Source organism: Streptomyces sp. SAI-135, assembly GCF_029893805.1.
Lineage (GTDB): Bacteria > Actinomycetota > Actinomycetes > Streptomycetales > Streptomycetaceae > Streptomyces.
The window spans coordinates 6,257,783-6,282,665 of sequence record NZ_JARXYP010000002.1; the positions used below are offsets into that span (position 1 = coordinate 6,257,783).

The 24,883-nt window shown below is 70.7% G+C and carries 15 protein-coding genes; 10 read left to right on the forward strand and 5 right to left on the reverse strand.

What is annotated here, in order from left to right; translation table 11 throughout:
- Positions 1-13: 13 nt before the first annotated feature.
- Positions 14-700: a response regulator gene (locus tag M2163_RS33035; protein WP_280895777.1), complete on the reverse strand. Its 687-nt coding sequence runs from the start codon at positions 698-700 to the stop codon at positions 14-16.
- Positions 697-2,868: a sensor histidine kinase gene (locus tag M2163_RS33040; RefSeq protein ID WP_280895778.1), complete on the reverse strand. Its 2,172-nt coding sequence runs from the start codon at positions 2,866-2,868 to the stop codon at positions 697-699. Before M2163_RS33040 ends, M2163_RS33035 begins: the two co-directional genes overlap by 4 nt.
- A 196-nt stretch (positions 2,869-3,064) precedes the next feature.
- Between M2163_RS33040 and M2163_RS33045 the strand changes: the two genes are divergently transcribed.
- On the forward strand, positions 3,065-4,474 hold the full coding sequence (locus tag M2163_RS33045; protein WP_280854086.1) for a cation:dicarboxylase symporter family transporter: 1,410 nt from the start codon (positions 3,065-3,067) through the stop codon (positions 4,472-4,474).
- 136 nt (positions 4,475-4,610) lie between these two features.
- On the opposite strand, the gene M2163_RS33050 is transcribed toward M2163_RS33045, so the two are convergent.
- A complete protein-coding gene (locus M2163_RS33050; protein WP_280849233.1) occupies positions 4,611-5,219 on the reverse strand; it encodes a TetR/AcrR family transcriptional regulator in 609 nt (202 codons plus the stop codon).
- Positions 5,220-5,338: 119 nt separating this feature from the next.
- Between M2163_RS33050 and M2163_RS33055 the strand changes: the two genes are divergently transcribed.
- The gene (locus tag M2163_RS33055; protein WP_280849232.1) at positions 5,339-7,009 is read left to right on the forward strand and encodes an MFS transporter; all 1,671 of its coding nucleotides are present in this window, start codon (positions 5,339-5,341) and stop codon (positions 7,007-7,009) included.
- A 76-nt stretch (positions 7,010-7,085) separates the two neighbouring features.
- Positions 7,086-7,883 (forward strand): DUF2127 domain-containing protein, encoded by a 798-nt coding sequence (locus M2163_RS33060; protein WP_280895779.1) that lies wholly within the window; start codon positions 7,086-7,088, stop codon positions 7,881-7,883.
- Here M2163_RS33060 and M2163_RS33065 read toward each other — a convergent pair.
- Both M2163_RS33065 and M2163_RS33070 read right to left on the reverse strand, forming a co-directional pair.
- The gene (locus tag M2163_RS33065) at positions 7,849-8,283 is read right to left on the reverse strand and encodes a hypothetical protein (protein WP_280895780.1); all 435 of its coding nucleotides are present in this window, start codon (positions 8,281-8,283) and stop codon (positions 7,849-7,851) included. The two genes, M2163_RS33060 and M2163_RS33065, sit on opposite strands and share 35 nt — an antisense overlap.
- A 17-nt stretch (positions 8,284-8,300) precedes the next feature.
- Complete coding sequence (locus tag M2163_RS33070) at positions 8,301-8,741, reverse strand: MarR family transcriptional regulator (RefSeq protein WP_280849228.1); 441 nt, start codon at positions 8,739-8,741, stop codon at positions 8,301-8,303.
- A 79-nt stretch (positions 8,742-8,820) separates the two neighbouring features.
- Between M2163_RS33070 and M2163_RS33075 the strand changes: the two genes are divergently transcribed.
- The 7 genes from M2163_RS33075 to M2163_RS33105 all read left to right on the forward strand — a co-directional run bounded on the left by M2163_RS33075 (position 8,821) and on the right by M2163_RS33105 (position 24,882).
- Complete coding sequence (locus M2163_RS33075) at positions 8,821-9,477, forward strand: maleylpyruvate isomerase family mycothiol-dependent enzyme (RefSeq protein WP_280895781.1); 657 nt, start codon at positions 8,821-8,823, stop codon at positions 9,475-9,477.
- 193 nt (positions 9,478-9,670) lie between these two features.
- Positions 9,671-10,099, forward strand: coding sequence for a MerR family transcriptional regulator (locus tag M2163_RS33080; RefSeq protein ID WP_028808503.1), 429 nt, complete (start codon positions 9,671-9,673; stop codon positions 10,097-10,099).
- Positions 10,096-10,428, forward strand: a complete 333-nt coding sequence (locus M2163_RS33085; RefSeq protein ID WP_280849226.1) for a thioredoxin domain-containing protein — start codon at positions 10,096-10,098, stop codon at positions 10,426-10,428. The genes M2163_RS33080 and M2163_RS33085 overlap by 4 nt, the downstream gene beginning before the upstream one ends.
- Before the next feature lie 172 nt (positions 10,429-10,600).
- The gene (locus M2163_RS33090; RefSeq protein ID WP_280895782.1) at positions 10,601-12,841 is read left to right on the forward strand and encodes a UvrD-helicase domain-containing protein; all 2,241 of its coding nucleotides are present in this window, start codon (positions 10,601-10,603) and stop codon (positions 12,839-12,841) included.
- Positions 12,842-13,297: 456 nt separating this feature from the next.
- On the forward strand, positions 13,298-17,641 hold the full coding sequence (locus M2163_RS33095; RefSeq protein WP_280895783.1) for a LamG-like jellyroll fold domain-containing protein: 4,344 nt from the start codon (positions 13,298-13,300) through the stop codon (positions 17,639-17,641).
- Positions 17,642-17,680: 39 nt separating this feature from the next.
- Complete coding sequence (locus tag M2163_RS33100; RefSeq protein WP_280895784.1) at positions 17,681-24,526, forward strand: polymorphic toxin-type HINT domain-containing protein; 6,846 nt, start codon at positions 17,681-17,683, stop codon at positions 24,524-24,526.
- Positions 24,523-24,882: a hypothetical protein gene (locus M2163_RS33105; RefSeq protein ID WP_280849222.1), complete on the forward strand. Its 360-nt coding sequence runs from the start codon at positions 24,523-24,525 to the stop codon at positions 24,880-24,882. Before M2163_RS33100 ends, M2163_RS33105 begins: the two co-directional genes overlap by 4 nt.
- Position 24,883 lies beyond the last annotated feature (1 nt).

Here is a 24,883-nt window from a genome sequence, read left to right on the forward strand (position 1 = left end):
CACCAGCTCGGACTTACTGGCCCTTGACCCACCGGTACTGCAACTCGGGCCGGCCCACCGTCCCGTACTGCGGACTGCGGGCCGCCCGGCCCGCGTCGACCAGATGCTCCAGGTAACGGCGGGCGGTGATCCGGGATATGCCGACCACCTCGGCCAGACCGGTCGCCGTGAGCCCCTCCGCGCAGTCCCGCAGGGCCACCGTCACGCGCTCCAGGGTCGGCGCGCTCAGGCCCTTGGGCAGGGCGGCCGGGCCCGGCGCCCGGAGCGTGGCCAGTGCGCGGTCCACCTCGTCCTGACCGCTGGCCTCGCCGGCCGCCGCGTGGAACTCCGCGTACCGGACCAGCCGGTCCCGCAGGGTGGCGAAGGTGAACGGCTTCAGCACGTACTGCACGACCCCCAGCGAGACGCCCTCGCGCACGACCGTCAGGTCCCGGGCCGACGTCACCGCTATCACGTCCGCCTGATGCCCGGCGGCGCGCAGCGACCGCGCCAGCTGGAGGCCGTGCCCGTCCGGCAGATGCAGATCGAGCAGCAGCAGGTCCACGGGTGTACGGTCCAGCAGCCGCCGGGCCTCGGCACCGGTGTGGGCCTTGCCGACGGCCGTGAAGCCGGGAACGCGGTTGACGTACATGACATGCGCGTCGGCGGCGACCGGATCGTCCTCGACGACCAGAACCCGAATGGACTGCGGGGCGCTCATGCGTCGCCTCCGGGGACGGGGGCGGGGGCGGGGGCGGCGTTGTGGGGCGCGGGGCTCGGGGGGCCGCTGGAGGCGGGGGGGCGGTGCGGGGTGCGTTCCGAGTTTTCGGTGATTTCTGCGCCCGCGGTGCCTTCCGTGCCCGCGGTGCTTTCTGCGCCCGCGGTGCCTTCCGTGCTGTCCGCGCAGCCAGCGGCTTCCGCCCCCGCGGTGCTTTTCGTGCAGCCGGTGCTTTCTGCGCCCGCGGTGCTTTCCGTGCCCGCGGTGCCTTCCGTGCTGTCCGCGCAGCCAGCGGCTTCCGCCCCCGCGGTGCTTTTCGTGCAGCCGGTGCTTTCTGCGCCCGCGGTGCTTCCCGCGCCCCCGGTGCTTCCCGCGCTCGCGGTGCTTCCCGCGCCCACGGAGTCTTCCGCGCAGCCGGTGCTTTCCGCGCCCCCGGAGCCTTCCGCGCCCCCGGAGCCTTCTGCGCAACCGGTGCTTCCCGGGCCCCCAACACCTTCCGCGCCCGCGCTGCCCCCCGCACCCGGGGTCGAGAGGGGCTCGGTGTCCGGTGCCAACGGCAGGCGTACCTCGAACTCCGCGCCGCCTCCCTCCGCCTCCGCCACGGTCAGCGTTCCCTTGCAGCGGTTGACCGTCTGCCGTACGAGGGCGAGGCCCAGCCCACGCCCTCCCGGGCCCGCCGGCTTGGTCGAGAAGCCGCGCTGGAAGACCGTCTCGACGTGGTCCGGGTCGACGCCCGCGCCGGTGTCCGCGACCCGCAGGACCAGCCCGCGGCCGCCCCTGCCCGCCGAGCCGGTCCCGTCCGCGGTGTACGCCGTCACCGTCACCCGGGCCCGCACGCTGCCCTGCGCCGCGTCCACCGCGTTGTCGATGAGGTTGCCGAGGATGGTGACCAGGTCCCGGGCCGGGAGGCTCTCCGGCAGCAGTCCGTCGTCCAGCCGGCTGTCCTCGGAGACGACCAGCTCGACGCCCCGCTCGTTCGCCTGCGCGGTCTTGCCCAGCAGGAGGGCGGCCAGGACGGGCTCGCCGACCGCCGCCACGACCTGGTCGGTCAGCGCCTGGGCCAGCTCCAGTTCGGCGGTCGCGAAGTCCACCGCCTGTTCCGCGCGGCCCAGTTCGATCAGGGAGACGACCGTGTGCAACCGGTTCGCCGCCTCGTGGGCCTGGGAGCGCAGCGCCTGGGTGAAACCGCGCTCGGAGTCCAACTCGCCCATCAAGGACTGGAGTTCGGTCACATCGCGCAGGGTGACCACGGTGCCGCGCTGCTCTCCGCCGGACACCGGGGAGGTGTTGACGACCAGGACCCGCGTGGACGTCAGATGGACCTCGTCGACCCGCGGCTCCGACGAGAGCAGCGCACCCGTCAGCGGCGCCGGCAGCCCGAGGTCGGCCACCGACCGCCCGATCACCCCGTCCTGCGCGGACACTCCCAACAGCTCCCGCCCGCCGTCGTTGATCAACGCGACACGGTACTGCCCGTCCAGCATCAGCAGGCCCTCGCGCACCGCGTGCAGGGCGGCCTGGTGGTAGTCGTGCATCCGGCTGAGCTCGGTCGCGTTCATGCCGTGCGTGTGGCGGCGCAGACGGGCGTTGACGACGTACGTGCCGACGGCACCGAGCGCGAGCGCGCCGCCCGCGACGGCGAGCAGGGCGGTGAGCTGGCCCTGCACCCGCTTGCTGATCCTCTCGACCTGGATGCCGGCGCTGACCAGGCCGATGACGTGCCCGTCCGCGTCCTTGACCGGGGTGACCGCGCGGACGGAGTAGCCGAGGGTCCCCTTGTAGGTCTCGGTGAAGGTCTCGCCCCGCAGCGCGCGCCCGGTGTTGCCGAGGAAGTGCCTGCCGATCTGCTTCTCGTCGGGGTGCGTCCAGCGGATGCCCTGCGGACTCATGATCGTGACGAAGTCGACCTCGGTGTCGGCCATGACCCTGAGCGCGTACGGCTGGAGCGCGACCGTCGGTTCCGGGGTGCCGATCGCCTCCCGCACCGACGGCGAGTCCGCGACCGCCCGCGCCACCGCCCTGGCCTGGCTGCGCGCCGCGTCCTCGGCCTGCCCCCGGTCACTGACGTAGGTGAACAGCGCGTACCCCGCCACGACCACGGCGATCAGCACGGCCTGCATGGCGAAGAGCTGGGCCGCCAGGCTGCGGGGTCTCGGTACCGGGATGCGCATGCCGTCAGTGTGCCCCATGGCCGAATTTGACCGCTCCCCCTCGCACCCCCGGCGTCAGCGGGGTCCCGGCGCACCTCACGTCCCCGCTCCCGGCACTCGTATGTGAACTCAATGAACGGAAGGGTGACCGCCCTCACAGGGCGGGAGATAGTCACGGCATTCCTTCAAAAGCCCGGACGTGAGCCGCACGCCGGTCATGCCGACGAAGACGTCAAGGAGGGCAGCCGTGGCCGCCAGCACCCCCGATACGGCACCCGCAGTCAAAAAGGACCGCACGCACTACCTGTACATCGCGGTGATCGTCGCGGTCGCCCTCGGTATCACCGTCGGTCTGGTCGCGCCCGATTTCGCGGTCGAGCTGAAGCCGATCGGCACCGGGTTCGTGAACCTGATCAAGATGATGATCTCGCCGATCATCTTCTGCACGATCGTGCTCGGTATCGGATCGGTACGGAAGGCCGCCAAGGTCGGCGCCGTCGGCGGTATCGCGCTGCTGTACTTCACGATCATGTCGCTGGTCGCGCTGGGCATCGGCCTGGTCGTTGGCAACATCCTGGACCCGGGCACCGGCCTCGCCGTGACCGACGCGGTCAAGGACGTCGGCCACGCACAGGTCGACGCGGAGGCCAAGGACACCACCGAGTTCCTGCTCGGCATCATCCCGACCACGTTCGTCTCCGCCTTCACCGAGGGCGAGGTGCTCCAGACGCTGCTGATCGCCTTGCTCGTCGGGTTCGCGCTGCAGGCCATGGGCCCGGTCGGACAGCCTGTCCTGCGCGGTGTCGAGCACATCCAGCGGCTCGTCTTCCGGGTCCTCGCCATGGTGATGTGGGCCGCCCCGATCGGCGCCTTCGGTGCGATGGCCGCCGTCGTCGGCTCCGCGGGCGTGGACGCGCTCAAGGACCTCGCGCTCCTGATGGTCGGCTTCTACACGACCTGCGTCCTGTTCGTCTTCATCGTGCTCGGCACGCTGCTGCGGCTGGTCGCGGGCCTGAACATCCTGACGCTGTTCAAGTACCTGGGCCGTGAGTTCCTGCTGATCCTGTCGACCTCCTCCTCGGAGTCCGCGCTGCCGCGGGTCATCGCGAAGATGGAGCACCTGGGTGTCAGCAAGCCGGTGGTCGGCATCACCATCCCGACCGGCTACTCCTTCAACCTCGACGGCACCATGATCTACATGACCATGGCCTCGCTGTTCATCGCCGACGCCATGGGCAACCCGATGTCGATCGGCGAGCAGATCCCGCTGCTGCTCTTCCTGTTCGTCGCCTCGAAGGGCGCCGCCGGTGTCACCGGCGCGGGCCTCGCGACCCTGGCCGGCGGTCTCCAGTCGCACAAGCCCGCCCTGGTGGACGGCATCGGCCTGATCGTCGGCATCGACCGCTTCATGAGCGAGGCGCGCGCCCTGACCAACTTCGCGGGCAACGCCGTCGCCACCGTGCTGATCGGCACCTGGACCAAGGAGATCGACCGCGAGCGCGTCGACCAGGTGCTCGCCGGTCACCTGCCCTTCGACGAGAAGACGCTCCTCGACCACGACGACGACGTCGTCCCGGCGGCGGACGTCCCCGAGCAGGGCGGCGAGAAGGAGCTGGCCAAGGCCTGAGCGGCCGGACGCCGAGGGCCGCCAGGCCCCCAGAGCCGGGTCGGGCCCGACCTGAACCCGGGCCCGGCTCCCACCCCGGGCGGCCGAGTACTCCCCCGTAGCTCGGCCGCCCGGACCCCCACCACAAGTGACGAGTTCAGTCGCTCAGCTTCGCCACCAGCGCGGTGGCCAGAGAGGCGGGTACGCCCGCCGCGGTCAGAACGGTGACCGCGGTGGAGCGGCCCGCCTCTTCCGCGTCCACCAGCCCGTCGTTCACCGCCTCCATCACCGCGAACATCATCTGCTCGTGGACGTACGCCAGCGCGGGCGCGGGCAGCGGGGAGACGAAGACGCCCTCGTCCAGACCGCGCTGGAGCAGTTCGGTGCAGGCGTGGCGCACGGGGGCGAGCCGCTCGCGGATGCCCTGCACGGTGACGCTGCGCTGGGCGAGCGCGACCAGGATGCGGTAGCGGTCGGCGACCTTCCAGACCGCGAGCACGGAGCCCGCCAGGGCCTGCGCCAGGTCGTCGGTCCCCGCGCGTCCCGCCGCGTGCGCGGCCGCCACCGCCTCGACGGCCCCGTCGACGAGCGTGCCGATCAGTGCCTCACGGCTCGGGAAATGGCCGTACACCGTCCGTCGTACGACGCCGGCGGCGCGCGCGATCTGGTCCATGGACGCGTCGGGGTCGCGCAGCAGCTCGGTGAGTGCGATGTCGAGGATGCGGCGGCGGTTGGCGTCGGCGCGACTGGAGTGGCCCGTGGTCATGGCCGCCATTGTGCCCCTCCCGGCTGGACTTGCACACTGCTGTGCATCGGACGTACATTGCACAGCATTGAGCAAATGCACAGCAGTGTGCAAGTCCGCTGAGGAAGGCCACCCCTGCCATGCGACTCGTCATGACCGAACCGGTCGAGAAGATGGAGCGCCCCTACGCCCGCCGCTGGTGGGCTCTTCTCGTCCTCTGCCTCAGCCTGCTGATCATCGTGATGGCGAACACCGCCCTCACGGTCGCGGCTCCCGACATGACCGAGGACCTCGGGCTGTCGAGCGCCGACCTCCAGTGGGTCATCGACGGCTACACCGTCCCGTACGCCGCCCTGATGCTGCTGTTCGGCGCGATCGGCGACAAGTACAGCCGCCGCGGCGCCCTCCTGCTCGGCCTCGGCGTCTTCGGAGCCGGCGCGGTCTTCGGCTTCTACGCCGACAGCGCCACGACGGTCATCGCGGCCCGCGCGATCATGGGCTTCGGTGCCGCCATGATCATGCCCGCGACGCTCTCCCTGCTCGCCGCGACCTTCCCGCGCCGAGAACGCGCCAAGGCCATCACCGCCTGGACGGCGACCTCCGGCGTGGCGATCGCGGCCGGACCGCTCGTCGCCGGCGCGCTGCTCGAGAACCACGCCTGGACCTCGACGTTCCTGATCAACGTGCCCGTCGCGGCCGTGGCGTTCGTCGCCGCCCTCGTCCTCGTCCCGCCGTCCAGGGCCGCAGACCGCGGCCGTATCGACTACGTCGGCGGTCTGCTGTCGGTCGTGTGGATCGGCGCGCTGGTCTACATGATCATCGAGGGCCCGCACTTCGGCTGGCACGCCAAGGCCCTGGGCGCCGCGGCGGTGGCGGTCGTCGGCCTCGCCCTGTTCGTCCTGTGGGAACTGCGTCACCCGCGCCCCGTCGTCGACGTCCGCCGCTTCACCGACCGCGGCTTCGCGGGCTCCAACCTCGCCGTCGCCCTGTTCTTCCTGGCCGTCTTCGGCGCCTTCTACTACCTCACCCAGCACCTCCAGTTCGTCCTCGGCTACACCGCCCTGGAGACCGGCCTGCGCATGCTCCCGCTGGCCGGCGCGGTCTTCGCCGGCTCCGCCCTGACCGGGTTCCTCACCCCCCGGCTCGGCATGAAGTGGACGGTCACCGCCGGCATGGTCGGGGGCACGGCGGCCCTCGCGCTGCTCACCCGGATCGACGCGAGTGCGTCGTACGGCGATCTCGTCGCCCCGCTGGTGATCCTCGGCCTGGCGATCGGCCTCGCCCTCTCGCCCGCCACGGACGCCATCATGGGCGCCTTCCCCGAGTCCGAACTGGGCGTCGGCGGCGCGGTGAACGACACCTCCATCGAACTCGGCGGCTCGCTCGGCATCGCGATCCTCGGCTCGCTGCTGGCCACCTCCTACTCGGACCACCTCTCCGACGCCACCGCCGGCAGCGCGCTCCCCGCCTCGACGCTGCACACCGCCCAGGACTCCGTCGGCGCCGGATACACGGTCGCGCAGGGCCTCGGCGAGAAGGCCCGGCAGGTCGCGGCCCAGGCGGCACAGGCCACCGACCCCCAGCAGGCCGACCGGCTTCAGGCACAGGCCGGGCAACTGGCCTCCGGCGCCCGGCAGATGGCGGACGCGGTCGGCTCGTCCTTCTCCGACGCGGTGGCCCACACCAGCCTGATCGGGGCGCTCGTGCTCGGCGTCGGCACGGTCCTGGTCGCGGTGCTGCTGCCCGGCCGCAAGCCCGCGGACCCCGCTGCCCGCACCGAGGCGGAGAAGGAGCTGGTCGGCACCCGCTGACTCACCGAACTCTTACCCCGTCCCACTAGCGTGCCGTCCCCGGACGGCACGCTCTCGCATCGGAGGCACACGGGGGATGAAGATCGACTGGGACCGGCGGACCTGCGCGCGTCGCGGCCATGTGACGTACGCGCCGGACGAACCCCGCCTCCGGGAGCGGCTGTACGCCGAGACCGCCGTGGGCGGGGCGTGGCGCTGTCTGCGCTGCGGCGACTTCGCCCTCGGTGAGCCGCACGGCTCGGGGCCCGCGGACCACGCGCCCCTCGTGCCGCGCGGCAAGGTGCTCAGGGATCTGTTCGTGCTGAGGTTCCTCGCCGTCGAGCGGGCCGTGCGCGGGGTGTTCATCGTGCTGGCCGCTGTGGCGGTGTGGAAGTTCAGCAACAGCCGGGACGCGGTGCGCCGGCTCTTCGACGAGTACCTGGACGTCTTCCGGCCGGTGTTCCGGCACTTCCACTACGACCTCGACCACTCGCCGATCGTCGGCACCGTCCAGAAGACGTTCGGGTACCAGCACGACACCCTGGTCCTGGTGGCCGTGCTGCTGCTGGCGTACGCCGTCATCGAGCTCGTCGAGGCGGTCGGCCTCTGGTACGCCAAGCGCTGGGCGGAGTATCTGACGGTGGTCGCCACCGCCGCGTTCCTCCCGCTGGAGATCTACGAACTCACCGAGCACATCAGCCGGCTGAAGATCGCCACCCTGTTCCTCAACATCCTCGCCGTGCTCTACATCCTCCTGGCCAAGCGGCTGTTCGGCCTCCGCGGCGGCCACCGGGCCTTCGAGGCGGAACGGCACGGCGCGTCGCTGCTGGAGGTCGAGGAGGCCGGCGGGGTACGGGAGCTCAGCGCATCCAGTCAGGCGTCGGGACGCCGGTGAAGCCGTTCCAGGCGCGGCAGTAGGCACGTGAGCGCGGGCCGAGGGCCGGCCAGACGGAGCGGAGGTCGAAGCCCTTGTCCCAGGCGTTCAGCAGCGCCTCGAAGAACCCGGTGGCGACGGCGTTCGCGTACCGCTCGCCGTCGGCCGCCTGAATCTCCTCCAGGAGCCGGAACAGCTCGCGGGTCTGCTCCGGGGTGAAGCCGGCCGAGCACTCGGCGAAGACGCGTCCGAGCGTGCCCAGCCGGACCGTCAGGGGCGGGACGTCGTCGTCGCCGCCCTGCGCCGCGGGGCCCCGCCACTCCTGGATCCCGGCACGGTCGGCCTCCGCCAGGACCTCACTGACGCCCGTCAGTTCTGCCCACCAGGCCGGGGTCGTCGTCGTCGCCCTCTCCGTCGGCATCCGCCCTCAGCCACACCCTAGGCCCAGGGGTCGGTGATCTCCCTGAGCAGGGTCAGGGCCTCGCGCAGCTGCTTCATGCGGCGCTCGCCGAGGTGGGCCCGCCACTCCTTCTCCACCTCCGCGACCACCCCGTCGGCGACCTCCTTCGCCGCCCACGCCTTCGCCGCGCCCCGGACCAGCCGGGCGCGCTTGTCGGTCGGGTCCGGGACGCGGGTGACATAGCCCGCCTTCTCGAGCTGGTCGACCAGGAAGCCGGCGGTCTGCTTGGTGATCTGGGCCTGCTCGGCCAGTTCCGTCAGCCGTGTGCCGTCGGGGCCGATCCGCTGCATGACCCGGGCCTGGGCGGGCGTGAAGTCGTCGAAACCCGCCTCGGCGAGCGCGGCGAAGATTCGATTCTCCAGGGCCCGGTAAGGGAGGAACAGGAGCAGCCCCGTGTTGAGCTCGCTCTCCGCCACCATCGTCGACGCTCCCTCGCACTGCTTGACATTGGTCAGAGTCTCTGACTACTTTGGTCAGAGAAGCTTACCACTTGAGTGGGTGATTCCCGTGGGCGCAGTGCTGGACACCGACGAGCTCTGGCAGTTCGTCGACCGGGAGCGGGCGAGCCTGGCCGACCTGCTGGAGGGCCTGGGCGCGCCCGAGTGGGAGACGCGCACGCGGTGCGGGGACTGGCGGGTGCGGGACGTGGCCGCGCATCTCACCGTCGCGGCGCGCTTCTCGGGCGGACAGGTCGTACGGGAGATGGTCCGGGCCCGGGGGAACTGGAACCGGATGATCCACGACTCGGCGGTCCGCGAGGCCGGGCTGCCGACCGCGGAGATCGTCGCGAACCTGCGCTCCGTCATCGGCTCCCGTCGCCTCGCGCCGACCACCACGCCCCACGAGCCCCTCCTCGACCTCCTCGTCCACGGTCAGGACATCGCCCTCGCCCTCGGCAGGGAGCGGCCGGTGCCGCCGGCGGCCGCCCGGGACGCCGCCGAGCGGGTGTGGACCATGCGGTTCCCGCCGCGCCCCTGGCCCCTGCCGAAGGCACGGCTCGTCGCCACCGACATCGAATGGACCCGCGGGGCGGGGGAGGAGATCCGCGGTCCGATCGCCCCCCTCCTCCTGCTGCTCACCGGCCGCCCGGAGGCGGCCCGGGAGTGGGCCGAGCGCACCGGGGAGCCGTGGACGGGGGTCGCGGCTTCCCGGTGACGGGGGCGGGGGCGGGGGGAGGCGGATGCGGGGTAGGGGGGCAGGGGGCATCCGAGGATCCTGGCCGCCGTCGGCGGCACCCTCCGTCCGCGGACCCTCCGACCGCGGCACCCCGTCCGCCGCCGGCCTCTCCCGCGCAGCGCACACCGCCGCTCTTGCCTTGACGTCGGCGTCAAGGACTACGTTCGTCAGCATGCGAATCGGCGAGCTGGCCGCACGGGCCGGGACCACGACGCGGACGCTGCGCTACTACGAGGCGCGGGGTCTGCTGCCCGCGCGGCGCGGTCACAACGGATACCGGACCTACGACGAGGACGACCTGAAGCTGCTCCGGCAGATCCGGACGCTCCAGGACTTCGGGTTCGACCTGGAGGAGACGCGGCCGTTCGTGGAGTGTCTGCGGGCCGGTCACCCCGAGGGCGACTCGTGTCCCGCCTCGCTCGCGGTCTACCGGCGCAAGCTCGGCGAACTGGACGCGCTGATCGGCGAGTTGCAGGCCGTGCGCGCCCAGGTCGGGCAGCAGCTGGAGCGGGCCGAGCGGGCGCGTGCCGAGCTGGCCGCCGACGCGGAGGTTCCGGGCGGTCCGGAGCCGGTGTGCGAACTGGGAGGGGACCACAGGTGATCAGGGCAGCGGGTGTGGCCGAGGTGACGGACGCGGACTTCGATACGGAGGTGCTCGGGTCGGAGCTGCCGGTGCTGGTGGAGTTCACCGCCGACTGGTGTCCGCCGTGCCGTCAGATGGGGCCGGTGCTCACGGCCCTCGCCGCGGAGGAGGGCGAGCGGCTCAAGGTGGTCCAGCTGGACGTCGACACCAATCCGCTGACCACGAACGCCTACAAGGTGCTGTCGATGCCCACCTTCATGGTGTTCCGGGGAGGGGAGCCCGTGCGGTCGATGGTGGGGGCGCGGCCCAAGCGGCGGCTGCTGGAGGAACTCACGGACGTCCTGTGAGCTGACGCATAACGGACAGAGAAATCCCCCGGGGCGATTGCGCCCGGGGGATTTCTTTGCGTATATTCAATGGTTCGCGACTTCGCCAGAATTCAGTCGCAAAGAAGCTCAGTGAGCACAGTATATCCGGGCGGGAGTGGAATTGTCAAACACCGGCTTTCCGGACGATGAATTGCGGCATGAACAGGAATTCATCGACGGCCTGTACGCACATGTGGACGCCCTGCGCGGCGACACCGAGGCCTCCGTCACGGACGCGCTCGCCCAGGGAAACACCCCCATGCAGGCCCGCCTTGAGCGGGACATCCTGGTCGCCGAGCGCTCCGGGCTGCTGGCCGCGCTGAACGCGGTCGACGGCTCCCTCTGCTTCGGCCGGATCGACCTCACCTCGGGCACCACCCACCACATCGGCCGGATCGGACTGCGCACCGACGACGCCGAACGCACCCCCATCCTCATCGACTGGCGGGCCGATGTCGCCCGCCCCTTCTACCTGGCCACCGGCCACACCCCGATGGGCCTGCGCCGCCGTCGGCACATCGGCACCGAGGGCCGCCGGGTGACCGACCTGCACGACGAGATCCTCGACCTGGGCGACCAGGAACGCACCGGCCACGAGGACCCGACCGGCGACGCCGTCCTGCTCGCCGCGCTCAACTCCGCGCGGACCGGCCGCATGAGCGACATCGTGCAGACCATCCAGGCCGAGCAGGACGAGATCATCCGCGCGCCCCACCGCGGAGTGCTGGTGGTCGAGGGCGGTCCCGGCACCGGCAAGACGGCCGTCGCCCTGCACCGGGCCGCGTATCTGCTGTACGAGCACCGGGAGCTGCTGGCCAAGCGGGCCGTGCTGATCGTCGGCCCCAACCCCGCCTTCCTCGGCTACATCGGCGAGGTGCTGCCCTCGCTGGGCGAGACCGGTGTGCTCCTCGCCACCGTCGGGGAGCTCTTCCCCGGAGTGAAGGCGACGGCGACCGACAGCCGCGCCGCGGCCGCGGTGAAGGGGCGCGCCGCCATGGCGGACGTCCTCGCCGACGTCGTACGCGACTGGCAGGCGCTGCCCGACCCGGTGATCGCCATCGAGCACGACCGCGAGATCCTCATGCTCGACGACGGCCTGGTCAAGGTCGCCCGCGAGAAGACGCGCGCCGCCCGGCTGCCGCACAACGTCGCCCGTGAGCACTTCGAGGGCCACATCCTCAACACGCTCACCGACATGGTCGCCGAACGCATCGGCACGGACCCGTTCGACGGGACGAACCTGCTGGACCCGAGCGACATCACGCAGATCCGCGACGAGCTCGCCGAGAATCCCGAGGTCTGGGCCGCCATCGACCAGTTGTGGCCGCGTCTGACCCCGCAGCGGCTGGTCGCCGACTTCCTCGCCGATCCCGTCGGCTACCTCCCCGACGAGGACGCGGCCGCGATCCGCCGCCCGGTCACCCGCGGCTGGACCGTGGCGGACGTCCCCCTGCTCGACGAGGCCGCCGAACTCCTCGGTGTGGACGAGCGGTTGGCCCGGGCCCGGGCCGAGCGCGAGCGCGAGACCCAGATCGCCTACGCGCAGGGCGTGCTCGACGTGTCGTACGCCTCGCGCACCTACGAGTTCGACGACAAGGACGAGGAGGACTCCGAGGTCCTGTCCGCGCACGACATCATCGACGCCGAGCGGTTCGCCGAGCGGCAGGAGGAGGACGACCACCGCAGCGCCGCCGAGCGCGCGGCGGCCGACCGCACCTGGGCGTTCGGGCACATCATCGTCGACGAGGCGCAGGAACTGTCGCCGATGGCCTGGCGGTTGCTCATGCGGCGCAGCCCGACCCGCTCGATGACCCTGGTCGGCGACCCGGCGCAGACCGCGGAGGCGGCGGGCGTGGGCTCGTGGCAGCAGATCCTTCAGCCGTACGTCCAGGACCGCTGGGAACACACGAGGCTCGGCGTCAACTACCGCACCCCGGCCGAGATCATGGAGCTCGCGGCGGCCGTCGTCCGCGCCGAGGACCCAGGCTTCGAACCCCCGAGTTCGGTCCGTTCCACCGGTGTTCGGCCCTGGGTGCGCGCCGCCGACGACCTGCCCGGCGCGGTCGCGGAGGCGGTGAAGGAGCTGACCCCCGCCGAGGGACGGCTCGCGGTCATCGCCCCGCGCCATCTGCACCGCAGGCTCGCGGCCCGGCTCGACGGCGTGACGGCGGGAGCGGAGCCGGACCTGACCCGGACCGTCGTCCTCCTCGACCCCCGGCAGTCGAAGGGACTCGAGTTCGACTCCGTGCTCGTGGTCGAACCGGCCCTGTACGGCACGAGCGACCTGTACGTGGCGCTGACCCGGGCGACCCAGCGACTGGGGGTGCTGCACACGGGCCGGCTGCCCAAGGCACTGGCCGGCACGGTCGGCCCGGGGACCGTCACGACGTGACGGTCCCGGCCATGGCCAGGTGAGCACGGCCGGTGCGGTGAGCGGGCGGGGCGCGGCGCGGAAAGCCCACTTCCACGCGCCCGCCGGCCGGCATGTGTTCCGCTTCCTGCGTGGGGCGAGGGCCGGATCCTTCCGTAAAGGATTCCAAATTCCGGTAATGGGAGAGGACTTGGCGGGCCGCGGCAGCTGAGGCGAGTGGTCGTGCGCCGAGCGCGTGACCGCTCTGTATGTCCTGATCCGCGCCCCTGGCGAAAACAGGTGAGTGAGTATCAGACCATCCCGGATCGACCTGTCGGCCGGGCGCCCGGAGCTGCTCGCTTTACCTAATGGAATGGTCAGGAGGCTCCCTGGTACGCCCTTGACGTGCGCAAGTAAGAACCGGTTAAGGTCCCGTCCGTTTTTGAACTTCTTATGACCCCGACGTGGGGACGCTGTGAGGGCGGAGGGGCGGGGGACATGCGTGCGACTCGGGAACGGCGGTGCGGCAGATCGGTGATCGCCGTGATCGCGGCGGCGGTCGTGGCGAGTGTGGTGCCGTCGACGGGGGTGGGCAGCCAGGCGCAGGCCGCGCACCGTTCGACCGCGGCCGTCGGTGCCGCCAGGCACACTGCCGAGGCCGCGGCCACACCGGCGGCCGCCGCTGAGGCGGCCACCGCGGGCGGTGCCGAGGTCGAGATCACCTCGCTGCGCACGGAGTCGAGTGAGGTGTACGCCACCCCCGACGGGCAGTTCGAGGAGGTGCAGCACCTCAGGCCCGTCCGTACCCGGGTCGACGGGCGGTGGAAGGCGATCGACGACACGCTGGTCAAGCGCTCCGACGGGCTCGTGACCCCGAACGCGGCCGCGGTCGGGCTCGCCTTCTCCGGTGGCGGAAAGGATCCCCTGGTCACGCTCGAACGGGCCGGGCGGAGCCTGTCGTTCACCTGGCCGAGCGCGCTGCCCGCGCCCACGCTCGACGGGGACACGGCCACCTATCCGGACGTGCTGCCGGGCGTCGACCTCAAGCTGCGGGCCGTCACCGACGGCTTCTCCGAGGTGCTGGTAGTCAAGACCCCGGCGGCGGCGAAGAACCCGGCGCTCGCGCAGCTCAGGCTGGGCGTCGACTCACCCGGACTCGACCTGCGCGCCTCGGACTCCGGCGGCCTGGAGGCGGTCGACGCGACCGCGGGCGGGGTGGTGTTCCAGGCCGGACAGCCGGTGATGTGGGACTCCACGCAGAAGCCGGCGGCGGCCACCGCATCCGGCGCCCCCGCGGCGAAGAGCCTCGCCGTCACCAACGGCGCGGCGGCCGCCGAGACGGGTCACGCTCCCGCCGAAGGTCCCGGCGACGCCGCCAAGGTCGCCCCCATCGGCGTGGACGTCGCCCGCGGCCGACTCGAGCTCACCCCCGACCAGAAGCTGTTGACCGGCAAGGACACCACGTTCCCGGTCTACATCGACCCGCAGACCTACACGCCCAAGGCGGGCGAGTGGACGATGGTCTCGCGCTACTGGGCGTCCTCGCCCCAGTGGCGGTTCAACGGTGACTCGGACGCGGGCGTCGGTTACTGCGGCTGGGACTACTGCGCGCCGTACGACGTGAAGCGGCTGTTCTACAAGTTCCCCACGTCGAGGTTCGCCGGCAAGTCGATCCTCAGCGCCACCTTCGTGGCCCACGAGACCTGGTCCGGCTCCTGCGACGGGCGCTCCGTGCAGCTGTGGCGCACCAAGTCCTTCGACTCGGGGACGACGTGGAACAGCTCGTCCGACAACTGGCTCGACGAACTCGACTCCAAGGACGTCGCCAAGGGCGCGAGCTCCTCCTGCCCGGGCGGTGACGTGGAGTTCGACGCGACGGCGGGTGTGAAGTACGCGTCCTCGCACGATTCGGCGTACACCTCCTTCGGTCTGAGGGCCGCGAACGAGGACGACAAGTACGGCTGGAAGCGGTTCTCCGACGACGCCTATCTGCGCGTGAAGTACAACCAGCCGCCCAAGCAGCTCGCCATGAGCCAGCTGACGATGTCCCCCGGCAACACCTGCCGGACACCGTCGAAGAAGGTCTCGATCCGCTCGTTGCCGCAGATCTCGGCGAACGACGTCAAGGACCCCGACGGCGACCAGGTCAGCGTGCAGTTCCAGGTGCTGTGGGATGCGGGCAGCGGCCTCAAGGCCCAGTGGACGTCCGACCGGATGACCCCCCGCGCATCCGGGAGAGACTTCAGCACCACGCTCACCGAGACCCTCCCCAACGGCAAGAAGATCCCGAAGGACAAGACGGTCGCCTGGGTCGCCCGGACCTGGGACTACGACTCGGGCAAGTACTACAGCGCCTCGCCCTGGTCGTCCTCGGGATCGGCCACGAGCTGCTACTTCGTGTGGGACACGACAGTGCCGGTCGGCCCGACCGTCACGTCGGGCGACTACCCGGCCAAGAACGACGACGACCCCGACGACCCCGTCTACGACGGCGTCGGCCGCTACGGCACGTTCACGCTGGACACCCCGGACACGGACGTCGTGAAGTACCAGTACGGCGTCAACGAGGACGCGTCCTCCGACAACGAGGTCACCACCTCCGCGGGCGCCGCCCGCACGGTCAGCTTCCGTCCGACCCGCTCCGGGACCAACTTCCTGACCGTCCAGGCCATCGACTCGGCGGGCCGGATCAGCGAACCCACCACCTACACCTACCGCGTCAAGCAGGGCCAGCCGGTACGCGCGGAATGGAAGCTGGACGAGGCGGCCTCGGCGACCCAGGCCGAGGGCAGCGCGGGAACCCGCACGCTCGACGTGCACGGCAACCCGACCCTGGGGGTCGCGGGCAAGAAGGGCACCGCGGTCGGCTTCGACGGGACCGACGACTACCTCGTCTCCGACATCCCGACCGTGGACACCTCGGTCAGCTTCTCGGTGTCCGCGTGGGTGAAGCTGGACAAGCTGCCCGACACGGCCGCGGTGATCGCCGCGCAGCCCGGCAACAACGCGCCCGGCTTCGAGCTGTACTACTCCAAGACCTACGACCGCTGGGCCTTCAACCAGTACGCGGCCGACACCGCCTCGGCGACCCCGGTGCGGGCCATGCAGGCGGCCGCGGGCGGGGTGAAGGCCGGTGAGTGGGTGCACCTGGTGGGCGTGTACGGGCTCGGGGCCCAGCAGTTGTCCCTGTACGTCAACGGCGCCCTCGCCGGTACGGCCGCGTACTCCACTCCGTGGGACGCCCGCCGTGGTCTCCAGATCGGCGCGGGCTCCTACAGCGGGGCCCCGGGCAGCTTCTTCCCCGGCACGATCGACGACGTCCGGATGTACGAGAAGCCCCTGTCGGCCACCGAGGTGGGCAACCTCTACAGCAGCGGGAACATCGGCAACGGCCGTCCGGCCCGCGCGGTCTTCCCGCTCGACGAAGCGGCCACCGACCCCGACGGCAACGCCACGACCCAGGTCACCGGTCGCGCCGACGTCAACCCGGCGCTGCTCAGCGGCGGTGCCAAGCTCGGGCAGGCGGGCCGCGCCGGCACCGCGCTGAGCCTGGACGGCGTCGACGACTACGCCGCGACCGCGGGACCCCACCTCAACAACCAGCAGAGCTTCTCGGTCGCCGCCTGGGCCAAGCTCTCCAAGACCAAACCCACGCACGGAGCGGTCATCGCGGCCCAGGAGGGCAGCGTGATGCCGGGCTTCGAGCTGTACTACTCGGCGACGTACGGCTGGAGCTTCAACCAGTATTCCTCCGACACCGCCGGCGGCACCCCGATCCGGGCGGCCCAGGGCGACCCGGCACTGGCTCCGGGCGGCGAGTGGACGTACGTCGTGGGCTCCTACGACGCCGTCTCCGACGACCTGCGCCTGTATGTGCAGGGCAAGTGGGTGGCGACCACGAAGGTCACCGCTCCCTTCTACGCGGGCGGCCCCGTGATGATCGGCGCCAGTCGCTTCAGCGGCACGCCGGGCAGCTTCTTCCCGGGACAGATCTCGGACGTGCAGCTGTACGACCGGGCGCTGTCCGCCCCCGAGATCGCGGCGATGTTCGACAGCACGGCGACGGTGGAGGGCCGTTGGAAGCTCGACGCGGCCTCCGCGGGCAGCTCGGCCGACGACCTGGTCCGCGAGGACCACACCGCCCACCCGCTCACCCTGGGCAGCGGCGCGGCGATCGACGACACCAGCTTCACCAACATGGTCGGCACCGGTGACCTGACGCTGAACGGCACCGCCAACGGCTATGCGGCGACCGCGGCCTCGCCCGTCGACACCAGCAAGAGCTTCACGGTGTCCGCCTGGGTGACCGCCCCCAGCAGGCCGACCAAGGCGGTCACGGTGCTGAGCATGGCCGGGGCCACCACCAGCGGGTTCGCGGTGCGCTACGTCCCGGACACCACCGACCCGGCGAACGCGGGGCATTGGCAGCTGGTCATGGCGAACGCCGACAGCGCGACCGCCACCACGGCCACGGCCGAGCACAGCAACTTCCAGAACAACACCTCCTGGAACCACATCCTGGTCGTCTACGACGCCTTCGCCGGCCGGATGAGCCTCTACGTCGACGGCCAGACCCAGGTCAGGTCGTGTGTCGACAACGACGACGACGGCGTGCCCGACGACCCCGCGTGCACCGAAGAGGTGTCGTGGAACACCGCGGTGCTGCCCTTCGCCGCCGGCAAGGGGCTCCAGATCGGCCGGCTCAAGACCGGCGCGAGCACCTGGGGCGAGTACTGGAGCGGCGCCGTCGACGACGTGTGGGTGCTCCAGGGAGCCGCTACCGACAGCCAGATCGCCGCCCTCGCCGGTGGTGCCGACCTGGACACCACCACCGGGCCCTGACGAAGGAACGAGGACGAAGCGATCGTGATGCGAGCACGGATGACGGCGAGAGGCATACGGGCCCGGGTCGCCCTCCTCGTCCCCGCCGTTCTGGTGGGGGCGATCCTCCAGGCCACGGCAGCGCCGGTGGCCGAGGCGGGTGACACACCGCGCGTACCGAGTGCGGAGAAGCCGCTGACCGGCCACGGGGTGACACCCCGCGCCCGGACGAAGGACGGCGAGCCGCGACTCCCGAAGACCGCTCCCGAGCACACCTGGGCGGCGGCGGGTTCGGCGACGGTCACGGTGGCGAAGGGGGCGTCGCGGGCCGGGAGCCTGCCGATCTCCCTCGGAGCACCCCGGAACAAGGCCCGGACTCCGTTGTCCGGCAAGGCCGCTGTCCAGGTCCTCGACCAGGGGACCGCCGAACGCGCCGGCATCGACGGCCTGCTGTTCTCCGTCACCCCGCAGCGGGGATCACGGGGCCACACCGTCGGCGTCCGTGTCGACTACGCCAAGTTCGCCCAGGCGTACGGCGGTTCGTACGCGGCCCGCCTGAAGCTCGTACGGCTGCCCGCGTGCGCGGCGACCGACCCGGCCGACAGCAGGTGCACGACCCCGACCGCGATCGCCACGCACAACGACACGACCGCACAGACCCTCACGGCCGACGCGACCACCACCACGGCCGCCCCCCTGCTGCTCGCCGCCACTTCGGGCGGCTCCAGTGACCACGGCGACTACACCGCCAGCCAGCTCTCCGCGTCCTCGTCCTGGAAGACCGACCTCAACTCCGGCGACTTCTCCTGGTCGTACGACATGCCGGTGCCCGGTGTCCCCGGCGCCTTCGCGCCGACGGTGACCCTGGCCTACTCCTCGGGCGGCATCGACGGCCGCACGGCCAACACCAACAACCAGTCCTCCTGGGTCGGCGACGGCTTCAACCTGTGGCCCGGATCCATCGAGCGCAGCTACAAGTCCTGTGCCGACGACGGGGTGAAGAACGCCGACGGCACCAAGCCCGGTGACGTGTGCTGGGCGTACGACAACGCGACTCTGTCGTTCAACGGCCACTCCGGCGAGCTGATCGCGACCGGCACCAACACCTTCCGGCTCAAGGGCGACGACGGCACCAGGGTCGAGCGGATCTACGGCTCCACCGGTGACGTGCGCTCCAACGGCGCCCACAACGACGAGTACTGGAAGGTCACCACCACCGACGGCACCCAGTACTACTTCGGCTACAACCGGCTCCCCGGCTGGTCCTCCGGCAGCCCCGAAACCAACTCCACATGGAACGTCCCGGTGTTCGGCGACGACGACGGTGAGCCCTGCCACGCCTCGACGTTCGCGGACTCCTGGTGCCAGCAGGGCTGGCGCTGGAACCTCGACTACGCCGTCGACCCGCACGGCAACAGCATCGCCTACTACTACAACAAGGAGACCAACTACTACGCGCGCGACCTGAAGCCCGCCGACGAGACGGTCTACGACCGCGGCGGCTACCTCGACCACATCGACTACGGGCTGCGCAGCACCTCCAACTACTCAGCGAAGGCTCTGGGGAAGGTCCAGTTCACCTCCGCCGAGCGCTGCCTGCCCGAGTCCGGGGTGACCTGCGCGTCGGACACGATCGACGACAAGTCGTTCTACTGGTACGACACCCCCTGGGACCTGAACTGCAAGTCCGGCGAGGACTGCACCAAGTCGTACTCACCGAGCTTCTGGACCCGCAAGCGGCTGACCGGGGTCACCACGCAGGTCCTCCAGTCCGACGGCACCTACACCCCCGTCGACTCCTGGGCGCTCGACCACCGCTGGGGCATGGCCGACATCGACTACCAGCTGCTGCTCACCTCGATCCAGCACACCGGGAAGTCGACGACCCCCGAGATCACCCTGCCCAAGGTCACCTTCGCCTACGACCAGCGCGCCAACCGGCTCGACATCGCCGGCGACGACACCTCCCCGTTCATCAAGGAACGCCTGTCGACGATCGACGACGAGTCCGGCGGCGAACTCGCCGTGCAGTACTCGACGGCCGCCTGCGACGCCGCGAACCTGCCGACCCCGCAGACGAACACCACACGCTGCTTCCCGGTGTACTTCACCAAGGAAGGCGACGTGGACCCGAGCCTGCAGTGGTTCAACAAGTACGTCGTCGACTCCGTCACCCAGGTCGACCGCACCAAGTCGTCACCGGAGATGGTCACCCGCTACACCTATCTGGACGGGGCGGCCTGGCACTACGACGACGATGACGGTCTGACCAAGGAGAAGTACAAGACCTGGTCGACCTGGCGCGGGTACGGGCACGTCCGGGTGCAGACCGGCGGCCAGGACCCGGTCGGCATGAAGTCGCAGACCGACCATTACTTCCTGCGCGGCATGGACGGCGACAGGGCGGCGCCCTCCGGCGGCACCAAGTCCTCCACCGTCTCCGACGACAACGGCGGCACCATCACCGACGACGACGCGGTGGCCGGCTTCGAGTACAGGACGGAGCAGTACAGCGGGCCCGGCGGCAAGGTCCTCCAGAAGACGGTCAGCACGCCCTGGCACCACCAGACGGCGTCCCGCGTCCGCACCTGGGGCAGCACCACGGCCGATCTGACCGGCACCGCGTCGAGCCGTACCTGGACCTCCCTGGACGACGGGGCGGGCAGCAGCTGGCGGACGACGTACAAGACCAACACCTTCGAGAACACCGCCGGACGGGTCGTCCAGACCGATGACTTCGGCGACGAGACCACCTCGAAGGACAACCAGTGCACCCGCACGACCTACGTCGACAACACCACGGCCTGGATCCTGACCAAGCCCGCCCGGTCGGAGACGGTCGCGGTCAAGTGCGCCGACACCCCCGACCGTACGAAGGACGTCGTCTCCGACGTGCGGTCCGCCTACGACGGCCAGAACTACGGCGCCGCCCCCACCAAGGGTGACGCCACCCGCACCGCCTCCCTGCTCAGCCATGACGGCACCACCGGCACCTACCTGGAGGCGAGCGCCGGTTTCGACACCTACGGGCGTCAGACCAGCGCAACCGACATCACCGCGACCGTCAAGGCGACCGAGACCACCGCGCCGGTGCGCACCGTGCGTACGGACGGCCGTACCACCACCACGGCCTACAACCCGACGACCGGCTTCCCGACCACCTCCACGGTCACCACCCCGCCCGCCACCGCGGGCACCGCCTCCACCGCGCAGACCAGCACGACCACCTACGACACCGTGCGCGGCCTGCCCACCACGGTCCTCGACACCAACAGCAAACGCACCGACACCACGTACGACGCGCTCGGCCGCAACCTCAAGGTGTGGCTGCCCAACCGGGTCAAGGCGAACAACGACACCCCCAACTACGAGTTCTCCTACACGATCACCGACGGCAAGCCCGTCGCGGTCGGCACCACCACCTTCTACGGCACCGGCCGCAGGACGTCGTACACGCTCTACGACGGTTTCCTGCGCGAGCGTCAGACCCAGGCTCCAGGACCGGACGGCGGCCGGCTGCTCGGCGACACCTTCTACGACGAACGCGGCCTGACCGCCAAACAGTTCGCGCCGTACTACAACACGGCCGCCCCCTCGGCCGACCTCCTCGTGCCCAACGACGCCCTGGGCGTGGAGACCCAGACCTGGAACACCTACGACGGCCTGGGCCGGGTCACCAAGTCCCAGCAGGTCGCGGGCAACGGCGACAGCGGGGCGGTGCTGGCCACCACGACCACCGTCTACGGCGGCGACCGCACCACCGTCACCCCGCCGCAGGGCGCCACCCCCGTCACCAAGATCACGGACGCCCGCGGCAACACCACCGAGCTGTGGCAGTACCACGGCGCCACCCCGACCGGCACCCCCGACAAGACGCACTACGAGTACGGGCCGACGGGCAAGCTGACCAGGCTCACCGACCCGGCCGGCAACTCCTGGACCTACCAGTACGACCAGCGCGGCAACCAGATCCAGGCCACCGACCCGGACAAGGGCACCACCACCTCGAAGTACGACGACCGGGGCCAGTTGACCTACACCCTGGACGCCAACCAGAAGAAGATCACCCACCTCTACGACGACCTCGGCCGCGAGCTGGAGACCCACGACGGCGACGCCACCGGACCGCTGCTGACCAAGCACGTCTGGGACCCGACCGGCTTCGAGGGCCAACCAGCCTCCGCGACCCGGTACGTGGGCGGCGCGAGCGGCTCCGCCTACACCACCACCTACAGCCTGTACGACACCCTCTACCGGCCGCACCGCACCACGATCACCGTCCCCAGCTCCGAGGGGGCGCTCGCCGGCTCCTACCAGACCAACGTCCAGTACAACGTGGACGGCACCGTCCAGTCGACCAGCTACCCGGCCGGGGGCGGCCTCACCGCGGAGACCATCACCCCGACCTACGACGACGTGCTGCGGGTCAAGACCATCGGCGCGAGCAGCGGGGCCACCTACCTCACCGGTGCCGTCTACAGCTACACCGGCAAACCGCTCCAGTACACCTACCAGGCGTCCGGCGGCATCAAGACCGACGTCAAGAACACCTACGAGTGGGGCACACAGCGGCTGCACAACTCCGCCGTCAACCGCGACGGAGTCGCAGGCACCGACAAGTCCGCCACCTACACCTACGACGAGGCCGGCAACATCACCTCGGTCGCGGACGTCTCCCGCGACGGCACCGACAACCAGTGCTACACCTACGACTACCTGGGCCGGCTGACCGAGGCGTGGGCCCAGAACACCACCGGCTGCGCAACCGCTCCCAGCTCCGCGGTGCTGGGCGGCCCCGCCCCCTACTGGCAGTCCTTCACCTACGACCTCAGCGGCAACCGCCGTACCGAGACCGAGCACGACCCCGGCGGGAACACCGCCCAGGACGTCCGGCGCACCTACACCTACCCGACCGCGGGCGGAGTGCGCCCGCACGCCGTCACCGCGATCGACACCACCGGTCCCGACGGCGTCTCCCAGGACACCTACGGCTACGACGCCGTGGGCAACACCCACACCCGCACCCTCGGCGGTGACGAGCAGACCCTGGAGTGGGACGCCGAGGGCCACCTGACGAAGGTGACCAAGCCCACCGGCAGCGGGGGCACCGCGACCACCTCCTACGTCTACGACGCCGACGGCAACCGGCTCATCACCCGCACCGACGCCGACACCACGCTGTTCCTCGGGACCACCGAACTCACCCTGGCCAAGAACGCCACCGCCGCCAAGGCCACCCGTTACTACGACCTCGGCGGTGGCAATCAAGCCGTCCGCACCAGCGACAACAAGCTCTCCTTCCTCGTCACCGACCAGAACGGCACCTCCCAGCTGGCGATCGACGCGGCCGCCGGCACCCTCAAGGAGCGCCGCTCCACCCCCTTCGGCACCGCCCGGGGCACCGCACCGAGCAGCTGGCCGGGCGACAAGGGGTACGTCGGCGGCACCGAGGACGCGAGCACCGGCCTGGTCCATCTCGGCGCCCGCGACTACGACCCGGTCACCGGCCGCTTCCTCTCCGTCGACCCGGTCCTCGACGCCACCGACCCCCAGCAGCTCAACGCCTACGCGTACTCCAACAGCAGCCCCGTCACCCACAGCGACCCGACCGGCCTCCACCTGGACTGCGGCGGCTGGGGCTCGGACGTCCCCTGCCCGAAGAACGACAAGAACGGCGACGGCGTCCCCGACCATGGCTCCACCAAGAAGTCGTCGAGCAGCACCAAGAGCCCGGGCCTGACCAAGGACCAGAAGAAGAAGGTCAAGCAGGTCTACGACTACTTCTTCAACCCGAACCAGTGCTTCGGCAACCCGATCGACCCCAACCCGAAGTTCGACGTCTGCTACACGCAGGCGGAGCTCGACGCCGACAAGCCGCTGACCAGGGAAGTTCTGTCGGCACTCGGCGACGTGACCGTGGTCGTGCCCTGGTACCGCTGCGTCAAGGGGAACCAGGACGAGTGCGACGTACTGGGGGAGGCGCTCTCCACCTGGGACATCGGTGCCGTCGAGGCGGGCGGCGCGCGGTTCGTGCGCGCCATGGACCGGGCGGCGGGAGCTCTGTGCAGCTTCACCCCGGACACCCGGGTCCTGTTGAAGAACGGCCTCAAGAAGGCGATCGGCAAGATCGAACCGGGTGACCGGGTCGAGTCCGCGGACCCGTCCGACGGCAAGCACCGCGGCACCCGCAAGGTCACCGCACGCCTGGTCCACCACGACACCGACCTCGTCGACCTGCGGATCCGTCTGGACGACGGGCGTGTCCGGGTCCTGCACACCACGTACCGCCATCCCTTCTGGGACGACACGGCACACACCTGGGTCGCGGCCGGACAGCTCACCGAGGGCCACGCGCTCAACACGGCCGAGGACCGGCACGCGACCATCGTGGGCGTCAGCGGCCGCGCCGGCGCCGCCGACATGTACAACCTCACCGTCGAGGACCTGCACACGTTCTACGTGGTCGTCGGATCCACGGCGATCCTGGTGCACAACAGCGGCGGCACATGCCCCATCGGTGCGGCGGTCGCCGTCAACAGCGGCGGACTGGCCAGCAAGGCCTTCAACTACCGGCTGGACACCCTCGGGCTGAAGATGCGCAACGTGGCCGTCGCCGTCGTAGAGGGACGCGACGAGCCGGTCTACGGTCTGAGCAACGGCGACGCCTTCCATTCGGAGGACGACATCATCCGCCAGCTGAAGCCGGGTGAGAAGATCACAGAGCTGTACTCCGAACGGCAGCCGTGCCCGCGGTGCGCCGGCCGGCTCGGCAAGCACATGGCGAGCGACGCGCAGGTCACGTGGTCCGTACCCTGGGCGGATCCGGACACGGAACTGGGGCAGCTCATCAACGAACAGTCGAATACGGACCTCAAGAACCTGCTCAAGAAAGCGATGGGATATTGATCCGCCACGACATCTTCGCGGACAAGGTGAAGACCACCCTGGTCAGAGCGGGCCTGCCCGTCGCCTCCACTTTCGACGACACCCTTTCCTGCGGGGTCTACGTGGAGATCGTCGACGACGAGCAGCTGCCTCCCGAGGCCTTCCTCAAGTGGCGGGTCCATCCGGTGCTCCAGGAACACTTCAGGACCGTGCCCCACGACGCCCTCCTGAGCGACCCCCAGGTGCGGGAAATGCGGGTCGCGCAGGAGGCGATGAACACCGCGGTCATCGCCGTCCTGGAGAACGCCGGGTTCTCCGCCCGTCCGGTGCGGGGCGAGCGGGTGGGAGAGATCCTCGTCGGCGAGTCCGCCGGGTGAG

What these genes read in the sequence shown, in the direction of transcription:
- M2163_RS33055 (WP_280849232.1), top strand. Translation starts at nt 5,339, where the DNA reads ATGCGACTCGTCATGACCGAACCGGTCGAGAAGATGGAGCGCCCCTAC.
- M2163_RS33040 (WP_280895778.1), bottom strand. Translation starts at nt 2,868, where the DNA reads ATGCGCATCCCGGTACCGAGACCCCGCAGCCTGGCGGCCCAGCTCTTC.
- M2163_RS33070 (WP_280849228.1), bottom strand. Translation starts at nt 8,741, where the DNA reads ATGGTGGCGGAGAGCGAGCTCAACACGGGGCTGCTCCTGTTCCTCCCT.
- M2163_RS33065 (WP_280895780.1), bottom strand. Translation starts at nt 8,283, where the DNA reads ATGCCGACGGAGAGGGCGACGACGACGACCCCGGCCTGGTGGGCAGAA.
- M2163_RS33050 (WP_280849233.1), bottom strand. Translation starts at nt 5,219, where the DNA reads ATGACCACGGGCCACTCCAGTCGCGCCGACGCCAACCGCCGCCGCATC.
- M2163_RS33095 (WP_280895783.1), top strand. Translation starts at nt 13,298, where the DNA reads ATGCGTGCGACTCGGGAACGGCGGTGCGGCAGATCGGTGATCGCCGTG.
- M2163_RS33045 (WP_280854086.1), top strand. Translation starts at nt 3,065, where the DNA reads ATGCCGACGAAGACGTCAAGGAGGGCAGCCGTGGCCGCCAGCACCCCC.
- M2163_RS33060 (WP_280895779.1), top strand. Translation starts at nt 7,086, where the DNA reads ATGAAGATCGACTGGGACCGGCGGACCTGCGCGCGTCGCGGCCATGTG.
- M2163_RS33035 (WP_280895777.1), bottom strand. Translation starts at nt 700, where the DNA reads ATGAGCGCCCCGCAGTCCATTCGGGTTCTGGTCGTCGAGGACGATCCG.
- M2163_RS33100 (WP_280895784.1), top strand. Translation starts at nt 17,681, where the DNA reads ATGACGGCGAGAGGCATACGGGCCCGGGTCGCCCTCCTCGTCCCCGCC.
- M2163_RS33080 (WP_028808503.1), top strand. Translation starts at nt 9,671, where the DNA reads ATGCGAATCGGCGAGCTGGCCGCACGGGCCGGGACCACGACGCGGACG.